At 65.5% G+C, this 15,316-nt stretch carries 12 protein-coding genes; 6 read left to right on the top strand and 6 right to left on the bottom strand.

Features of this window, described 5'->3' with window-relative positions; translation table 11 throughout:
- Positions 1–338: 338 nt before the first annotated feature.
- The 4 genes from QMZ05_RS05460 to QMZ05_RS05445 form a co-directional block, all read right to left on the bottom strand.
- Positions 339–953 carry a glutathione S-transferase family protein gene (locus QMZ05_RS05460; protein WP_353699847.1) on the bottom strand — a complete coding sequence of 205 codons (615 nt, stop codon included), beginning with the start codon at positions 951–953 and terminating at the stop codon, positions 339–341.
- Positions 954–1,080: 127 nt separating this feature from the next.
- Positions 1,081–2,394: an MFS transporter gene (locus QMZ05_RS05455; RefSeq protein ID WP_353699846.1), complete on the bottom strand. Its 1,314-nt coding sequence runs from the start codon at positions 2,392–2,394 to the stop codon at positions 1,081–1,083.
- 126 nt (positions 2,395–2,520) lie between these two features.
- Positions 2,521–3,330, bottom strand: coding sequence for an MBL fold metallo-hydrolase (locus QMZ05_RS05450; protein WP_353699845.1), 810 nt, complete (start codon positions 3,328–3,330; stop codon positions 2,521–2,523).
- The gene (locus QMZ05_RS05445) at positions 3,327–3,701 is read right to left on the bottom strand and encodes a Crp/Fnr family transcriptional regulator (RefSeq protein ID WP_146992454.1); all 375 of its coding nucleotides are present in this window, start codon (positions 3,699–3,701) and stop codon (positions 3,327–3,329) included. The genes QMZ05_RS05450 and QMZ05_RS05445 overlap by 4 nt, the downstream gene beginning before the upstream one ends.
- A 210-nt stretch (positions 3,702–3,911) precedes the next feature.
- Here QMZ05_RS05445 and QMZ05_RS05440 point away from each other — a divergent pair, with 210 nt between their 5' ends.
- The 3 genes from QMZ05_RS05440 (at position 3,912) to QMZ05_RS05430 (ending at position 6,854) form a co-directional block, all read left to right on the top strand.
- A complete protein-coding gene (locus tag QMZ05_RS05440) occupies positions 3,912–4,958 on the top strand; it encodes a hypothetical protein (RefSeq protein ID WP_353699844.1) in 1,047 nt (348 codons plus the stop codon).
- Between the two features lie 91 nt (positions 4,959–5,049).
- On the top strand, positions 5,050–6,597 hold the full coding sequence (locus QMZ05_RS05435) for a hypothetical protein (RefSeq protein ID WP_353699843.1): 1,548 nt from the start codon (positions 5,050–5,052) through the stop codon (positions 6,595–6,597).
- Positions 6,598–6,689: 92 nt separating this feature from the next.
- A complete protein-coding gene (locus tag QMZ05_RS05430; RefSeq protein WP_021079743.1) occupies positions 6,690–6,854 on the top strand; it encodes a hypothetical protein in 165 nt (54 codons plus the stop codon).
- A 222-nt stretch (positions 6,855–7,076) separates the two neighbouring features.
- Here the strand turns inward: QMZ05_RS05430 and QMZ05_RS05425 are convergent, their stop codons facing one another.
- Positions 7,077–8,282, bottom strand: a complete 1,206-nt coding sequence (locus QMZ05_RS05425; RefSeq protein WP_353699842.1) for a CoA transferase — start codon at positions 8,280–8,282, stop codon at positions 7,077–7,079.
- 299 nt (positions 8,283–8,581) lie between these two features.
- Positions 8,582–11,587: a bifunctional proline dehydrogenase/L-glutamate gamma-semialdehyde dehydrogenase PutA gene (gene putA, locus QMZ05_RS05420; RefSeq protein ID WP_353699841.1), complete on the bottom strand. Its 3,006-nt coding sequence runs from the start codon at positions 11,585–11,587 to the stop codon at positions 8,582–8,584.
- 125 nt (positions 11,588–11,712) lie between these two features.
- On the opposite strand from putA, the gene QMZ05_RS05415 reads away from it, so the two are divergent.
- From QMZ05_RS05415 to QMZ05_RS05405, 3 genes are all read left to right on the top strand, one after another.
- Complete coding sequence (locus QMZ05_RS05415; RefSeq protein WP_050423774.1) at positions 11,713–12,177, top strand: Lrp/AsnC ligand binding domain-containing protein; 465 nt, start codon at positions 11,713–11,715, stop codon at positions 12,175–12,177.
- Positions 12,178–12,322: 145 nt separating this feature from the next.
- Positions 12,323–12,904 (top strand): hypothetical protein, encoded by a 582-nt coding sequence (locus QMZ05_RS05410; protein ID WP_353699853.1) that lies wholly within the window; start codon positions 12,323–12,325, stop codon positions 12,902–12,904.
- A 185-nt stretch (positions 12,905–13,089) separates the two neighbouring features.
- Positions 13,090–15,147 carry a tetratricopeptide repeat protein gene (locus tag QMZ05_RS05405; protein ID WP_353699840.1) on the top strand — a complete coding sequence of 686 codons (2,058 nt, stop codon included), beginning with the start codon at positions 13,090–13,092 and terminating at the stop codon, positions 15,145–15,147.
- Positions 15,148–15,316: the final 169 nt, after the last annotated feature.

The following is a 15,316-nucleotide window of genomic DNA, read 5'->3' as shown; positions in this document are numbered from 1 at the left end:
ACCCCACCTCGGTTCGCATTGCGCTATCGCTTCATGCGAACCGATCCTCCCCCTCCAGGGGAGGATAAGAAGACCGCCATTACGCCTTCACCGACGGCCGCGCGGCGACGCAGTTGAACCAGGCGACGATGTTGGTGCTCTTCACCCTCCCCCTGGAGGGCCCTGGAGGGGGAGGGTCGCTGTGCATGGAGCAAAGCGGAATGCGCAGCGGGGCGGGGTGATCTCTCCACTCGGGCAGCGCCCGTAACGAGAGACCTTCACCCCACCTCGGTTCGCATTGCGCTATCGCTTCATGCGAACCGATCCTCCCCCTCCAGGGGAGGATAAGAAGACCGCTCTTACGCCTTCACCGACGGCCGCGCGGCGACGCGGTTGAACCAGGCCACGATGTTGGCGTTCGACTGATCCAGCGGCTGGCCGACCTGGTTGCCGAAATCGATCCAGCAGTAGAGCAGCATGTCGGCGAGCGTGAAGCGCTGGCCGCAGATATAGTCGCGTCCGTCGGCCATCTGATCGTTCAGCCACTTGATGCGATTGGCGGCGATCATCTTCAAGCCCGGGGAGGCTTCGGGAGCGACCGGAATCCGCTTCTCGAAGAATTTCAGCGCCTCGCCGAAACGATAGCCGTTGGCAAGCGGCTCGGCGATGTTGAGATCGACCCGGCGCGTCCACATCCGGCATTCGGCGCGTTCTTCCGGCGTGCTGCCGATCATCGCGGGCGAGGGGTGCTTCTCCTCGAGATATTCGCAGATCGCCGTGATCTCCGAGAGGTAGTTGCCGCAGTCGAGCTCGAGCGCCGGCATCTGGCCGTGCGGATTGCGCTTCAGATGCGCTTCCTCGCGGTTCTCGCCCTTGCGCAGGTCGACGGTCTCTCTGGGTATCTCGATGCCCTTCTCCGCCATGAACATGCGCACGATGCGCGGATTGGGTCCGACCGAGTCGTAAAGCTTCATGGTCCTCGCTCCCTGTTCTTCAGCGTTATTCTTGTCGCTGTTGAACAGGCCACGCCCGGATTTGTCAAATGCAGCGCCGCATGCACGGTCGCGCAAGCTCGGGCGTCAGCCGTCGTGCCGGTCGCGGTCATTGCGCCGGTTGAGTTGCGATTCCCGGCACCGACGGTCGCCCGCGATAGACCGACAGACCCACGAGGCCCACCGCTGCGGCGAAGAGGATGTAGTAGACCGGAGCAGCCTTGTCGCCCGTGACCTGGACCAGCCAGGTGTTGATGAACGGCGCCAGCCCGCCGAACAGCATCACGGCGAGATTGTACATCAGCGATGCGCCGGTCGAGCGCACGCCGACGGGGAATATCTCGGTCATGAAGGCCGGCATCGGCCCGGCCAGGGCTCCGAGCAGGACCGCGACGATCTGCAACTGCCAGAGATTCGCCGTGGTCGGCGCGGCGACGAGCCGCTGCAAGATCACGTAGAACAGCAAGCTGTAGATGATGAGCGCCGGAACCAGCACCGCGCGGCGGCCGATCCGGTCGGAGAGGGCGCCGCAGGCCACCGCCACCGCCGCATTGATGAGGCTGACGACGAGCAGGCCGAGCTGCGCATTCAGGATCGGCAGCTTCAACTCGGCGACCGCATAGGTCGGCAGAAAGATCGCATTGACATAGTTGATCGCCGTGCCGGCAGCGATCAGGCAGAACGAGGCAATCAACTCGCGCGGATGTTCGGAGAACAATTGGCCGAGCGTGGTCTGCCTGCCCGGCTGCGCCGTCGCGGCCTTCTCGGCGAGATACGCCTTGAATTCGGGCGACTCGTCGCACCTTTGGCGCAGGTACCATCCGGTCGGCCCGATCAGAATGCCGAGGATGAACGGCACGCGCCAACCCCAGCTCGCGAAGGCGTCCGCCGACAGGCCGAGATTGAGGCCGATCGCCATCGCGGCACCGAGGCCGAACGCCAGCGATTGCGACACCATCTGGAACGAGCCGTAGAAGCCGCGCCGGCCAGGCGGCGCGAACTCGATCAGCATCGCACTGGCGCTGCCGAACTCACCGCCGGCGGAAAAGCCCTGGATCAGCCGCGCCAGCAGCAGCAACAGCGGCGCGGCGATTCCAATCGCGCCATAGGTCGGCAGGACGCCGAGCAGGCCGGTGCCGGCAGCCATCAGCGATATCATCACGACCAACGCCTTCTTGCGGCCGTGCTTGTCGGAATAGAGCCCGAACACCAGGCCTCCCAGCGGCCGGGCTGCAAAGGCGATCCCGAATGTCGCGAAGGTGAGCAGCAGCGAGGAATGCGGATTGTCCGCGGGAAAGAACAGCTTGCTCAGGATGCCGGCGAACAGGCCAAATACGGTGAAGTCGAACCATTCCAGCGCATTGCCGATCGTGGAGGAGATCACCACCCGGCGGCGCATCTGCGCCATCGTGTCAGCCTGCATTCGCTTCCTCTCCCCGCTGTCGGCAACGGCTTGCATCGCCGCGTCTGTGATTCTTATCGTTGCGAGCCGATCCTAGTGCAAAGTCATGGCAGGTCACAACGGCTGGCTTCGGCTGGGACCGAGCCGTCAATCGTCGAGCTTGTTGAGGTCGCGCACCGATTGCATGATCGGCTCGAAGTTCGAGCGCGCATCGAGCGCGTCGAACAGTTGCGCTGTGTCCTCGAGCAAAGCGTGCGACCGCTGCAGTGCGATCCGCACATCGTCCTGCGGCGTGTCGGACAGCCGGCCGTGCCCCGACAGCAGGATCTTCGAATTGAGGCCCTTCAGCCGCTCCAGCGACTGGATGTAATCGGCAATCGAGCCGGAGCCGAACACGCCGCCCATCACGCCGCCGGGCATCAGTGTGTCGGCGGCGAACAGCAGCCCCTTGTCCTGATCGAACAGTGAGATGCAGGCCGAGGTGTGGCCCGGCGTGTACATCACATTGAGGCGGAAATTGCCGAGGTCGATCAGGTTGCCTTCCTCGAGCCAGATGTCGATGTCGATCGGCACGTTCGGTTCGTTGAACATCTTGCGCAGCATCGAGAAGTCGTCGCGCAGCATGATCTTGTTGGCGGCGAGCCGGTGCGCGGCGATGTAGGCGCCACCGTGGAAATGATAGGCCGCACCGATGTGATCGAGATGCTCGTGGCTCAGCACCACCATGTCGATCATCTCGGGCGTTATCCCGAGATGGTTGAGACAGGCGACGAGCGACGGATAATTGGTCGACAATCCGACGTCGATCATGATGGTCCGCTTGCTGCCGCGTACGAGATAGGCGTTCGCCGCACGGTTCTGGAAGCGGATCTGGTAGACGTCGTCGGCAGCCTGGATCAGCGTGGCGACGTCGGCCTCGAACAGCGTCTTGAACGGGCTTGGCTTGCGCTCGCTCATGGTGCGGCTGCCGCTCGGTAAGTGACGGCGTTGGAGGCGCGCAGGCGTTTCGAGAGCGCATCCATCACCATCAGCGCGAAGGCCGGCTGCTGGCTGACCAGATAGACGAAGCGGGCGTGGTTGATCCGCATCACGCGCGTCGCGGGCGCGGCTGCGATCGCGGTCGCCGAGCGCGCCGAGCCGTCGATCACGGCCATCTCGCCGAAGAACTCGCCCTTGCCGAGGCTGACGATGACGGTCTTGTTGCCGCCATCGATCTTGGCGATGTCCACCGTGCCGTCGAGCACGACAAATAGTTCGCGGCCGGTCGAGCCTTCCTCAAAAATGACGTCATCGACACCAAATTCATTGATGCATTTCTCGATCGTCATGGTGCTCCCCTGCCTTCTGGCTGGAAGATGACGGCATGTTAATCGGGAAAGCGCCGCGCGCAAACGGAGCTGACGCAGATTGCCGCAGGGCAGCATCGCCCAAATCCGGCCCGGAAGACTCCCTAAAATTTAGGTAATGGCGGCGCGGGGTAACCATTTCGCAAGCAATAAAAGTTACCGAATTGTCAACCAAGCCTGGAGACTTTGAACGTGAGTGAGCAGCAGAGCGAGACGGTCAGCGGTCAAACCGGCGCCGAAATGGCGGCGAAGAGCGAGCCCGCGATGGCTGTGGCCGGTGTCGAGGCTCCGCGGCTCGCGCCCGAGCAGGAAGAGACCTCGCCGAAGGCGGACGCGCCCAGCATGGATGCGCCGAAGGCCGAAGCCGCCAAGGCTGAGCCGTCCCGGCTTGATCCCGCGATCGAGGCCAGGATCGACGCCAAGATTGACCCCAAGATCGAGCCGACCAATATGGCGGTGCCCAAGGTCGAGACCGGCAAGCGTGAGGAGCCGCGTTTTCCGGGCAGACTGATGATCATGGCACCCGGTGACCGGACCTGGGACCATGAGGCGACCGCCTCCAAGCCGGGTGCGGAGCAGACCGCCAAGGCGGCAGGCAAGCCGGCCGGCGCGCGCCGGTTCGGGGCCATGGCCGCGGTGATTGCGCTGGCGACCGTGGCAGGCGCCATCGGCGGCGCGCTCGCGACCGCCGGGCTCGGACATCTCGCCGCCCCCGCTGCTGCCTCCGTCAGGGACGTGGCTGCAAAGGAAGCGACCGACGCGGCGCTCGCCCGGATCGATGGCGAAATCGCCGCCCTGAAGTCCAGCATCGACCAGACCGCCAGAAACGGGACCGTTCAGTTCAGCAAGGCCAGCGAGCGGATCGAGAAGGTCGAGAAGGCCCAGGCCGAGCCGATCGCCAGGCTCAACAAGCTCAGCGAGACCGTCGACAAGCTCCGCGCCCCGCAGACGACTGTCGCCGCGGCGACGCCCGCCCGCGAAGTCACCGGCTCGATCCCGCCGGCGACTGCCGCGGCAGCGCCTGCCGCCCCGAGGCCCGAGGTCGGCCGCCTGCCGGTGGTCGATGGCTGGGCGCTGCGCGACGTCGGCAATGGCGGCGCACTGATCGAGGGCCGCGGCGGCATCTATGAGGTTTATGCCGGTGATCCCGTCCCCGGCCTCGGCCGCGTCGACGCCATCCGCAAGCAGGATGGCCGCTGGGTGGTCGTCACCAGCAAGGGCCTGATCGTTTCGCGTTGATTGCGGAACCACGACGACACCAAGGCGCTTCACCGCGATGTGAAGCACCTTTTTTCTTGAATAGGATTTGCCGCGCGGTGTTAGTGGAGGCATGAGCCGCGCGCTGAAATGCCTCCTGCTGATGTCCGTTCTGCTCTGCGGCGCCGTGCCCGCAGGTGCCGCCGAGGATCGCGCGCTCGAGCGTGGTGCAGCGGTGATCGATCCCGCTGTTCTGCGCGAGCTCGATCACGGCCGCTTTGGCCTCGGCCGGATGCTCGCGCCGGAACGCGCCGCTGACGCGCCGCTGTCCAACCGCGAGCTGTTCGCCTTGCCTGCGATGGTGCCGGTGCGCGAGGCGCTCGATCGCGAATTCGATCGCTACGTCACGAAGCACAAAGCGAGCCTGCCGGACGAGAGCGTCGGTGTCGGTGACGGCTTTGCGTTTCAGCTGTTCGACCGCGCGCTGTTCGAATCCTCTGACGTTCGCTTCGTGCTGGCCGGCATCGTCAACCGCATGGACCGCGCCTATGTGGCGCCGAAAGACTGCGGCGAGATCCGGCTGATCTATCGGTTGACCCGCACCGATGTGCCCCTGATCGGCGAGAACGCGGTGTCGCAACGGTTGCCGATGACGCTGAACCTTGTGCTGAAGGCGAAGGGCGACGGCAATGACGCGTCGCTCAGCTGCCGCGAGATCGCGCGCCGCTGGCTCGCGACCGCCGGCGCTCAGCCTGCGATGGATAATTTGTTCGGCAAGGACGGGCCACTCGATTTGATCGACGCGCGGAATATCGATCGCATCGAGACCAATCTGCAGATCGCCCACGCGCCGAAATCCGCGGTGCGCGACTTCCGCACCGACTATCTGCTGAAGGTGTTCGACTATGACGGCGCGGCAAGACGCTTTGCCGAGGCGCCGCTCGAGAACCAGATCGATCGGGATCGCATTCTGGCGGACGAGGGATTGAAGCGCGACTTCAAGGCCTGGCTGCTGGATCCCAGGCATTTTGCCGAGCTCGATCGCGGCACCCTGCTGGTCCCCGATCGCTTCCTAGCAACCGGTGCGGTGGCGCCGACCCCGACCGGTTTTGACATCAGCGATCTGCAGCCGGAGTTCGCGATGGTGCAGGGCGAGGGCGGAGCCGGCAGTGCGGTGTTCTCGGAGGGCGACGTCGTCGGGGCCTTGCAGAAGGCCGCCGCCGACGGAACGAAGCTGCAGAACATCCAGTCGCTGGCCGGCTTCGAGCGGCGCCTCAACGACGTCACCTGCGCGGGCTGCCATCAGACCCGCGGCATCGGCGGCTTCCATTTCCCCGGCGTCGACTGGATGGCGGCAAAGCCGTCGAACTCCACCGTGGTGCCGGCCTCGCCGCATTTCTTCGGCGACCAGCCACGCCGCCGCGATATCCTCGCAAGCTTCCGCGACGGCAAGGCGCCGGATTTCTCACGCGGCTTCTCCAACCGGCCGCAGCTGCGCGCCAGCGCCGAGCTTGCCGGCACCGAATACAGCGACGGCTGGGGCGCGCATTGCTATCTGCCGGGCGCCAAGCCGGCCGAGACCGACCGCAGCTTCCGCGGCTGGACCTGTGCCGAGGGGCTGGCCTGCCAGGTTGCCGGGAAAACATCCCGCATGGGCATGTGCTTCGTGAAGGGGCGGTAGTTTCAGCCGGAACTGGAGCGGCTGCGCGTCATTATTTGATGCTACACTCGAGTTTGCCTGGACCTGACAGCTCTTGACCGGAGACCGGCCCGATGAGTGCTTCCGAGGACAACAAGCAGCGCAACCGCGAGATCGCGGCCAACGAGGCCGAGCGTCAGGCGGTGAGCGCCGTTCGTGTCAGCAGCTGGGCGATCGGTCTCGCGGTCATCATCGGCATCATCGTGGTGGCCATCGTCTGGGCCTGGATGAAGCGGTGAAGCTTCTTACCTCGCCCCGCTTGCGGGGAGAGGCATAGGCCGCCTTTGGCGGCCGTCAAAGAACGCCGAAGCTTTGCTTCGGCTTTGTCGCATCGCATGATGCGATCCGGGTGAGGGGGTACAAGTCTCACCGGCACCGATGCTCGCGGAGAGAGCCCCTCACCCCAACCCTCTCCCCGCAAGAGCGGGGCGAGGGAGTGGACGCAGCGTCACCTCGGCGACCTACGCCACTGCGCCCGACGCGCGCAGCTTCTGGATCGTGGCCTCGTCGTAGCCGGCCTGGCGCAGGATCTCGTCGGAGTGCTCGCCTACCTCGGGCGGCTTGCGCGGCTGCACCTTCTTGGCGCCGTCGATGAAGATCGGGCTGTTGACGGTCAGCATGGTGTCGTTCTCGAAGCGCACCAGCACCTCGTTCTCGATCATCTGCTTGTCGTTCGGAATGTCGTCGAGGATGCCGACGACGCCGAACACGAGGCCGTTGCCGTCAAGGATCTTGCGCCATTCGGCGAGATCCTTGCCGGCGAACACTTCGTCGAAGATCTTGATCAACTCGACCGAGCGCGCATGGCGATCCGCCTTGGTGACGAAGCGGGCATCGGCGACGAGGTCCTCGCGGCCCATGCAGCGCGCCAAGGTCGGCCATTGCCGGTCCTCGTTGAGCAGCGACAGGATCAGCCAGCGGCCATCCCGGCACTTGTAGTGGTTGGTGACGGCGTTCAGCGCCTCTTCGCGCGGCTTGCGCTTCTTGAACTTGGCGCCGGCGAGCTTGGCCTGCGCCAGCACGCCGTTGGCCCAGACGCCGTTGGCCATCAGATTGGTCGAGACATGCGAGCCCTTGCCGGTCTTCTCGCGCTGGAACAGCGCGGTGACGATCGCGCCGTAGAACGCCATTGCGCAGGGATGGTCGCCCATGCCGGCGACCGAGCGCGCCGGTGTGGTGTCCTCGTCGGCGCGCACCAGGTCCATCAGGCCGGAGCGGGCCCAGTACGCGTTGGAATCGAAGCCGGGCTTGTTGGCCTCTTCGCCCTTCTCGCCATAGCCGGTGAAGGAGGCGTAGATCAGCCGGTCGTTGAGATGGGCAAGGTGATCGTGGGTGATGCCGAGCTTCTGGCGCACCTGCGGCGGCATGTTGGTGATGAAGACGTCGGCTTCAGCGACAAGCTTGTAGAGCACCTCGCGCGCTTCAGGCTTGGTGAGGTCGAGCGCGAGGCTCTTCTTGTTGCGGGCCTCCAGCATCCACGCGAAATTATGCTCGCTGGCGGGATAGCCGGGCAGATTGGGCAGATTGCGGTAGGGGTCGCCGGCGCCGGGCGGCTCGATCTTGATGACGTCGGCGCCGAAGTCGGACAGCACGGTGGCGGCCGCGGGCGCCGCGATGAAGCTCGCGCAGTCCAGGACCTTGAGCCCGTCAAAAATGCCTTTTTCCATCGTGCCGTCGCTCCCGTGGCGCTTGTTGGTGTTTTTCCGGTAGCTGGAATTATCGTGTGCGATGATCCCGTTGAGCGGCCATTTGACCCATCTCGGGGTGATGATGCAACGGCACTTTCTTACCCTCGCTTCACCCTCCCCTGGAGGGGGAGGGTCGGCTCACCATGAGCGAAGCGAATGTGAGACGGGGTGGGGTGATCTCTCAACACGGGCAGCATTCGGGTGGAGAGACCTTCACCCCACCTCGGTTCGCATTGCATGCGAACCGATCCTCCCCCTCCAGGGGAGGATGAGAGTTTTTACTCCACCCCGGCCATCAGCGCGGCGTTGCCGCCCGCGGCGGCGGTGTTGATCGTGATCGTCTGCTCGGTGGCGAAGCGCGCGAGGTAATGCGGGCCGCCGGCCTTGGGGCCGGTGCCGGAGAGGCCGCTGCCGCCGAACGGCTGCACGCCGACGACCGCGCCGATCATGTTGCGGTTGACATAGATGTTGCCGACCTGGAGGCGCTCGATCACGTGTTCGATCGTGTCGTCGATGCGGGAATGGACGCCGAGCGTCAGTCCGAAGCCGGTCGCCTCGATCGCCGCCAGCACGTCGCCGAGCCGCTCGGCGCGATAGCGCACGACATGCAGGATCGGACCGAACACCTCTTCGGTGAGCTGGCTTGCCGACGACAGCTCGAAGATATGCGGCGCGACGAACGTGCCGGCAGGCGCCTCGCCGGCGAGATGCACCCGCGCCTCCTTTTTCATCCGCGCGATATGCGTATCGAGCCGCTCCTTGGCTTCCACATCGATGACAGGTCCAATGTGCGTCGATGGCTGCGAGGGATCGCCGATCTTCAATTCGCGCGCGGCGCCTGCGATCATCTCGATCATGCGGTCGGCGACGTCGTCCTGCACGAACAAGAGCCGCAGCGCCGAGCAGCGCTGCCCGGCGGAGCGGAACGCCGAGGTCACGACGTCGTCGGCGACCTGCTCGGGCAGCGCGGTGGCGTCGACGATCATGGCATTGATGCCGCCGGTCTCGGCGATCAGCGGCACGATCGGACCGTCCTTGGCGGCGAGCGTCCGGTTGATCGCGCGTGCCACTTCGGTCGAGCCCGTGAAGACCACGCCGGCGATGCCGGGATGGCCGACCAGCGCGGCGCCGATAGCGCCGTCGCCCTGGATCAGATGCAGCGCCGATCTCGGCACGCCCGCTTCATGCAGCAGGGCGACGGCTTCGGCTGCGATGCGCGGGGTCTGCTCGGCCGGCTTTGCGATCACCGCGTTGCCGGCCATCAGCGCCGCCGTGACCTGGCCGAGGAAGATCGCGAGCGGGAAATTCCACGGCGAGATCGCGACGAAAGCGCCGCGGCCGTGGAGCTCCAGCACGTTGCTCTCGCCGGTCGGGCCAGGCATCGTCTCGCCTTCGCCGAACATTTTTTTGCCGAGCGCCGCATAATAGCGGCAGAAGTCGATCGCCTCGCGCACCTCGGAGAGTGCGTCGTCGAGCGTCTTGCCGCCTTCGTTCTGCAGCAGGGCGAGGAAGTGGGCGCGGCGCTGCTCGAGCAGATCGGCAGTCTTGTCCAGCATGGCCGCGCGTTGTGTGGCCGGCGTCGCATTCCAGGCCTTGAAGCCGCCGCGCGCAGCCGCGACGGCGGCATTCGCCTGCTCGATTGTCGACGTCGCGACCGCACCAGACGCCGCCTTGGTTTCGACTGTTATCGCCGACGTCAGCGCATCGAGCGCCTTTCGCTCGCCGAACTCGATGCCGTGCGAATTCTCGCGCTGCGGCCGATAGAGGTCTGTCGGCAGCGGAATTCCGGAATGTGCTGCATTGTTGTCGGCGCCGATGATGTCGGCTGGGCGGCGCAACAGGTCCACGATGGAGACGCGATTGTCCGCGGCCAGCGCCACGAACGACGAGTTGGCGCCGTTCTCGAGCAAGCGCCGCACCAGATAGGCGAGCAGGTCGCGGTGGCTGCCGACCGGCGCATAGGTGCGGTGGGCGATTTCGGGCCTGTCCTCGCCGAGCTGGGCGTAGAGCGCCTCGCCCATGCCGTGCAGCCGCTGGAATTCGAAGCTATTGGGATCGTCAGACAGTTCGAGGATGGTCGCGACCGTCAGCGCGTTGTGGGTGGCGAATTGTGGAAACAGCCGCGGCCGCAGCGCCAGCAGCTTGCGCGCGCAGGCGATGTAGTTCAGGTCGGTCATCGCCTTGCGCGTGAACACCGGATAGCCGTCGAGCCCGCGCTCCTGCGCGCGCTTGATCTCGGTGTCCCAATAGGCGCCCTTGACCAGGCGCACCATCATCTTGCGATCGAGGGCGCGCGTGAGCGCATCGATATAGTCGATCACGTCGGTGGCGCGTTTCTGATAGGCCTGGATCGCAAGCCCAAAGCCGCTCCAGCCGGCGAGCGACGGGTCGGCGAAGGCTGCCGCGATGACGTCGAGCGACAGCTCCAGCCGGTCGGCTTCCTCGGCATCGACGGTGAAGTTGAGGTCGTAGGCCTTGGCGCGGCGCGCCAGATCGATCAGCTGCGGCACCAGCTCGCTCATCACCCGCGCGTGGCTGACCGCCTCGAAGCGCGGATGCAGCGCGGAGAGCTTGACCGAGATGCCGGGCCGGTCGGGCAGGGGCTGATCGCCGGCCGCCTTGCCGATCGCCTCGATCGCGCGGGCGTAGGATTCGAAATAGCGGCGGGCATCGTCGGCGGTGCGTGCGCCCTCGCCGAGCATGTCGAACGAATAGCGCGAGCCGCGCGCCGTATGCGCTTGCGCGCGCGACAGCGCCGCCTCGATGGTCTCGCCGAGCACGAAATGGCTGCCCATCAGCCGCATCGCCTGTCGTGTCGCGGCGCGCACCGCCGGCGCGCCGAGCCGCTTGGTCAGCCGGCCTATCGTTCCTTGCGGTGTTTCACCGGGCTGGATCACGCGCGCGGACATGCCGAGCGCCCAAGCCGAGGCGTTGACCAGGAATGCGCTGGATTTGGTCTCGTGATTGACGAAGTCGCCCTGGCCGAGCTTGTCCTCGATGAACTGGTCGGCGGTCCGCGCGTCGGGCACCCGCAGCAGCGCCTCCGCCAGCACCATCAGCGCCAGGCCTTCCTTGGTCGACAGCGCGAACTCCCGCAGCATGTCCTCGACCCCGCCCAGCGGATCGTCATTGGCCCTGATCGCCTCGATCAGGCGCGTCGCGGAGCGATCGATCCTGGCCTCCGCCTCCGCGCCGAGGCTCGCGTCCTGGCGCAGGCGGCCGGCGATCGCCGTGTCATCGGGGGCGTAGGGCGCGCTGAACGGGGGCGGGAGCGGGTCTGGCATGGCGGTTCCTCGGGCAGTTCCTGGGGTTGCACGGGAACACCTACGCGCCCGTGGACCGTAGTTCGATAGACAAATTAGCAGATTTGCCTTAGAAAATCTGGAGTATTTAAGCTATGGCCGCAGATATGACAGAGATTGACAAGACAGACCGTAAAATCCTCTCGATCCTGCAAGGGGATGGCCGGATTGCCAATGTGGAGCTGGCCGAGCGGATCGGCCTGTCGCCGACCTCGGTCGGCGAACGGCTGAAGCGGCTGCAGCGCGACGGCTTCGTCGAAGGTTATGGCGCGCGGCTCAACCCGCACCGGCTCGGCCTTGGCCTCCTGGTGTTCGTCGAGGTGCTGCTCGACAAGACCACGCCCGATGTGTTCGAGCGCTTCGCCAAAGCGGTTCAGACCGCGCCTGAGGTGCTGGAGTGTCACATGGTGGCCGGCGGCTTCGACTATCTGGTCAAGGCGCGCGTCGCCAACATGACCGCCTATCGCCGGTTTCTCGGCGAAACGCTGCTGGCGCTGCCGGGCGTGCGCGAGACGCGAACTTACGCGGTGATGGAGGAAGTCAAGCGCGACGCGCCGCTGCCGGTCGGCTGATCTGATCCACAGCCATGCGCCGGATGTCTTGGCATCGCGGCGCGCCCGCGATAATTCTCCCTCCAGTTGGGGGCGCGACATGGACAATGCCAATAAGCCGATACGTGCGAAGCGAACCGGGGTTGCCGGCGCGTTATGCGCAGCGATGTCCCTGTTCGCGATGACGCCGGCCCCTGCGGCCGAGCTCAGCGCCGGCGTCATGCAGCTCTACACATCGGTGTCGATCTATCCGCCGACGGCGTCGACGATGACGGTCTGCTACGGCTTCGTCTGCCGGCGCCGCGAGATGCTCGACTTCAGCGCGGCCGACAGAGCCGCCCTGACCCGGATCATGGCCACCGGCCGTGCCAATGCCGCCGCCGAACGCGCGGCCGTGCAAAAGGCCGTGATCTGGTTCGACCGCCGGATGGGCCCGATCCTCGGCACCAACAAGCGCGTCGCGAAAGCGGACTTCCGCGCCAACGACGACCAGCACAATTACGACTGCTGGGACACGACCCGCAACACGACCAGCCTGATGCTGGTGATGCAGACGTGGAACCTGTTCAAGTTCCACGACGTCGGGAATCCGCACTACCGCGGATTTTCGCTGGGGCAGACGCCGCACAACACCGCCGTTTTGCTCGAACGCGCCACCAAGGTGGAATGGGCCGTCGATCTCTGGCCACGCGGCTATCTGCAACCGCCTGATGTCATGACCGTTCCGCAGTGGGTGACGGAAGATTGAACGGCTGATCGCTTCTGCTGCGCGCGTTCCGTGGTGTTCCATCCGCATTCATTGTAGGGAAGGCGATCCGCGTCATTGACGCTGGAACCGAACTCGAAGGGGTCGAATCAACGTTCCGCGCCATCACCATAAGAACCAACTGACGCATTAAGACGGGCAGCATTCGGTCAACCCGAGGCTACGACATGCGTTCACGTTCGACCTGCATCGATGCCGCGATCAGCGGTGTTCGTTTCTCATTATTGCCCGCGCTTGCGCTGCTGTTGTGGCCTGCGCTCGCCGCCCCGGCCCGCGCGGGTGATGTCGAGGATTGCGGCGGCCCACCGACGGAAAAGGCCGAGGCTGCGTGTTCGGGCATCATCAACGATGCCGCGCGCTCCACGGAGGATCGGACCAAGGCGTTTACCGGCCGCTCGCGGTTCTACATCGCTCGCAACAAGATCGATCAGGCCTTGAGCGATACCGATGCGGCGCTGCAGCTGAACCCGCAATTCGTGCCCGCGCTGATCGCGCGCGGCTATCTTCGGCAGCGAAAAGGCAGTCTCGATCAGGCGCGTGCCGATTTCGATCGCGCGATCGAGCTCGAGCCGAAGAATCCGTTCGGCTTCCTGGCGCGCGGCAATCTGCGCGCCGACCAGCACGCCTGGAGCGATGCGATCTCCGATTACGGCGAGGCGATCACGCTGCGGCAGGATCTTCCCGCCGCCCATGTCGGACGCGCGCGGGCCTATGTCGAATCCGGCCAGCCCGATGCGGCGCTGGCCGACGCCAATACCGCGATCGCCGTCAATGCAAGCACGCCGAACGCGTTCTACTGGCGCGGTCAGGCTTATCGTCGCAAGGGCGACATCGATCATGCGATCGAGGATTTCTCGCGCGCGATCGCGCAGGCGCCGCAGACCGAACGCAATGCCTATTTCGCCCGCGCCCAGCTCTACAGCGCCAAGGGCGACTACGTCAGGGCCATCGGCGATTTCGACCGGCTGTTGACGTTTCTTCCCGACAACAAGGAGATCCAGCAGCAGCGCCAGCAGGCGCTCGCGATGCAGGCCGAGCTGGCCAAGGCCGGTGCGGCCCCGCAATCGCCGGCGACGCCGGCTCCAGCCGCGCCGACGGCGGCCGCGGCCAACCAGCAGGTCGAGCAGGCCAAGCAACTCGTCACACAGGGCAACTACACCGGTGCGATCGCCAATCTCAGCCGGCTGCTGAGCGGCGATCCCCGCAACGAGGCTGCGCTGCGGGTCCGCGCGCTGGCCTATTCACGGCTCGGCCGGATGGCGGACGCGCGCAACGATCTCACCGAATTGCTCAAGCTCAAGCCGAACGATCCGCAACTGCTGGCCTTCCGCGCGCTCAATGCCGCCGGAATGCGGCAGTTCGACGAGGCCATGACTGATGCCGGTCGCGCCATCACCCTCGATCCGAACAGTTCGCTGGCTTACCTGGCGCGCGGCCTCGTCAAGGCCGGCACCGGCAAGGTGCAGGACGCGCTTTCCGACTACGACCACTCGATCTCGCTCAATGCCAAGGAGACGCTCGCGTTCACCGAACGCGGCCTCGCCTATTTCGGCCTCAACCAGCTCGACAAGGCTCTGCTCGATTTCGATCAAGCGCTGGCGCTGGTGCCGACCAATCTGATCGCCAGATCGTGGCGCGGCCTTGCGCTGATGCTCAAGGGCCGTGCCGATGAAGGACTGGTCGATATCAACAACGTGCTGGAGCGCAGCCCCAACAATCCGACGGCCCAGCTCGGCCGCGGGCTCGCGATGCTGACGTCATCCCAGTACGACCGCGCCGTCGCCGCCTTCGACCAGATCATCACGCGGGCGCCCAACGATGCCTTCCCGCATGTGCTGCGCGCGCGGGCCTATCTCGGGCTGAAGAAGCCGGATGACGCGATGAAGGATCTCAACTTCGTCCTCGCCGCGCGGCCCGATTATCAGCCGGCGCTGACATTGCGCGGCATCACCTGGTCGGCGCTGCGCAACTACGACAAGGCGGTCGAGGATCTCGACCGGGCGATTGCGCAGAAGGAGACCGTGGAGGGGCTGTTCGCCCGCGCCAAGGCGCATGAGGCGCTCAATCACACCGACAAGGCGACCGACGACTTCCGCAAGGCGACGCAGCTCGCACCGTCGAGCGTGTTCGACGTGCTGGCGCAAGCGGAGTCGAAGCGCAAGATCGACCAATTGTCGAAGCGGGTGCCGTGCGGCACCGGGCAGGGCGGCGGCACCTGTCTGTGACGCGCCAACGCAGCCGCACGTCTTCACGGCGCAAAGGATAAGCGTCGGCACGCGATCGAAGGCGGCCCGAAAAAAGTACAATGCCGTGGCGCGCGGGCATCGTGCCCGCTCCGCCGAACGTCACGCATGTGATGTTGGATCGGCCCTCACTCCCGGATGGTGTCCGAGA

Origin of the sequence: Bradyrhizobium sp. INPA03-11B (assembly GCF_040446015.1) — a bacterium.
Taxonomy (GTDB): domain Bacteria; phylum Pseudomonadota; class Alphaproteobacteria; order Rhizobiales; family Xanthobacteraceae; genus Bradyrhizobium; species Bradyrhizobium macuxiense_A.
This window is presented reverse-complemented; position numbering and strand designations above follow the sequence as displayed.

Coding starts and splice junctions, on each gene's coding strand:
- QMZ05_RS05445 (WP_146992454.1), bottom strand. CDS start 3,701: ATGACGATCGAGAAATGCATCAATGAATTTGGTGTCGATGACGTCATT.
- QMZ05_RS05410 (WP_353699853.1), top strand. CDS start 12,323: ATGTCCCTGTTCGCGATGACGCCGGCCCCTGCGGCCGAGCTCAGCGCC.
- QMZ05_RS05460 (WP_353699847.1), bottom strand. CDS start 953: ATGAAGCTTTACGACTCGGTCGGACCCAATCCGCGCATCGTGCGCATG.
- QMZ05_RS05405 (WP_353699840.1), top strand. CDS start 13,090: ATGCGTTCACGTTCGACCTGCATCGATGCCGCGATCAGCGGTGTTCGT.
- QMZ05_RS05450 (WP_353699845.1), bottom strand. CDS start 3,330: ATGAGCGAGCGCAAGCCAAGCCCGTTCAAGACGCTGTTCGAGGCCGAC.
- QMZ05_RS05415 (WP_050423774.1), top strand. CDS start 11,713: ATGACAGAGATTGACAAGACAGACCGTAAAATCCTCTCGATCCTGCAA.
- QMZ05_RS05425 (WP_353699842.1), bottom strand. CDS start 8,282: ATGGAAAAAGGCATTTTTGACGGGCTCAAGGTCCTGGACTGCGCGAGC.
- QMZ05_RS05435 (WP_353699843.1), top strand. CDS start 5,050: ATGAGCCGCGCGCTGAAATGCCTCCTGCTGATGTCCGTTCTGCTCTGC.
- putA (WP_353699841.1), bottom strand. CDS start 11,587: ATGCCAGACCCGCTCCCGCCCCCGTTCAGCGCGCCCTACGCCCCCGAT.
- QMZ05_RS05455 (WP_353699846.1), bottom strand. CDS start 2,394: ATGCAGGCTGACACGATGGCGCAGATGCGCCGCCGGGTGGTGATCTCC.
- QMZ05_RS05430 (WP_021079743.1), top strand. CDS start 6,690: ATGAGTGCTTCCGAGGACAACAAGCAGCGCAACCGCGAGATCGCGGCC.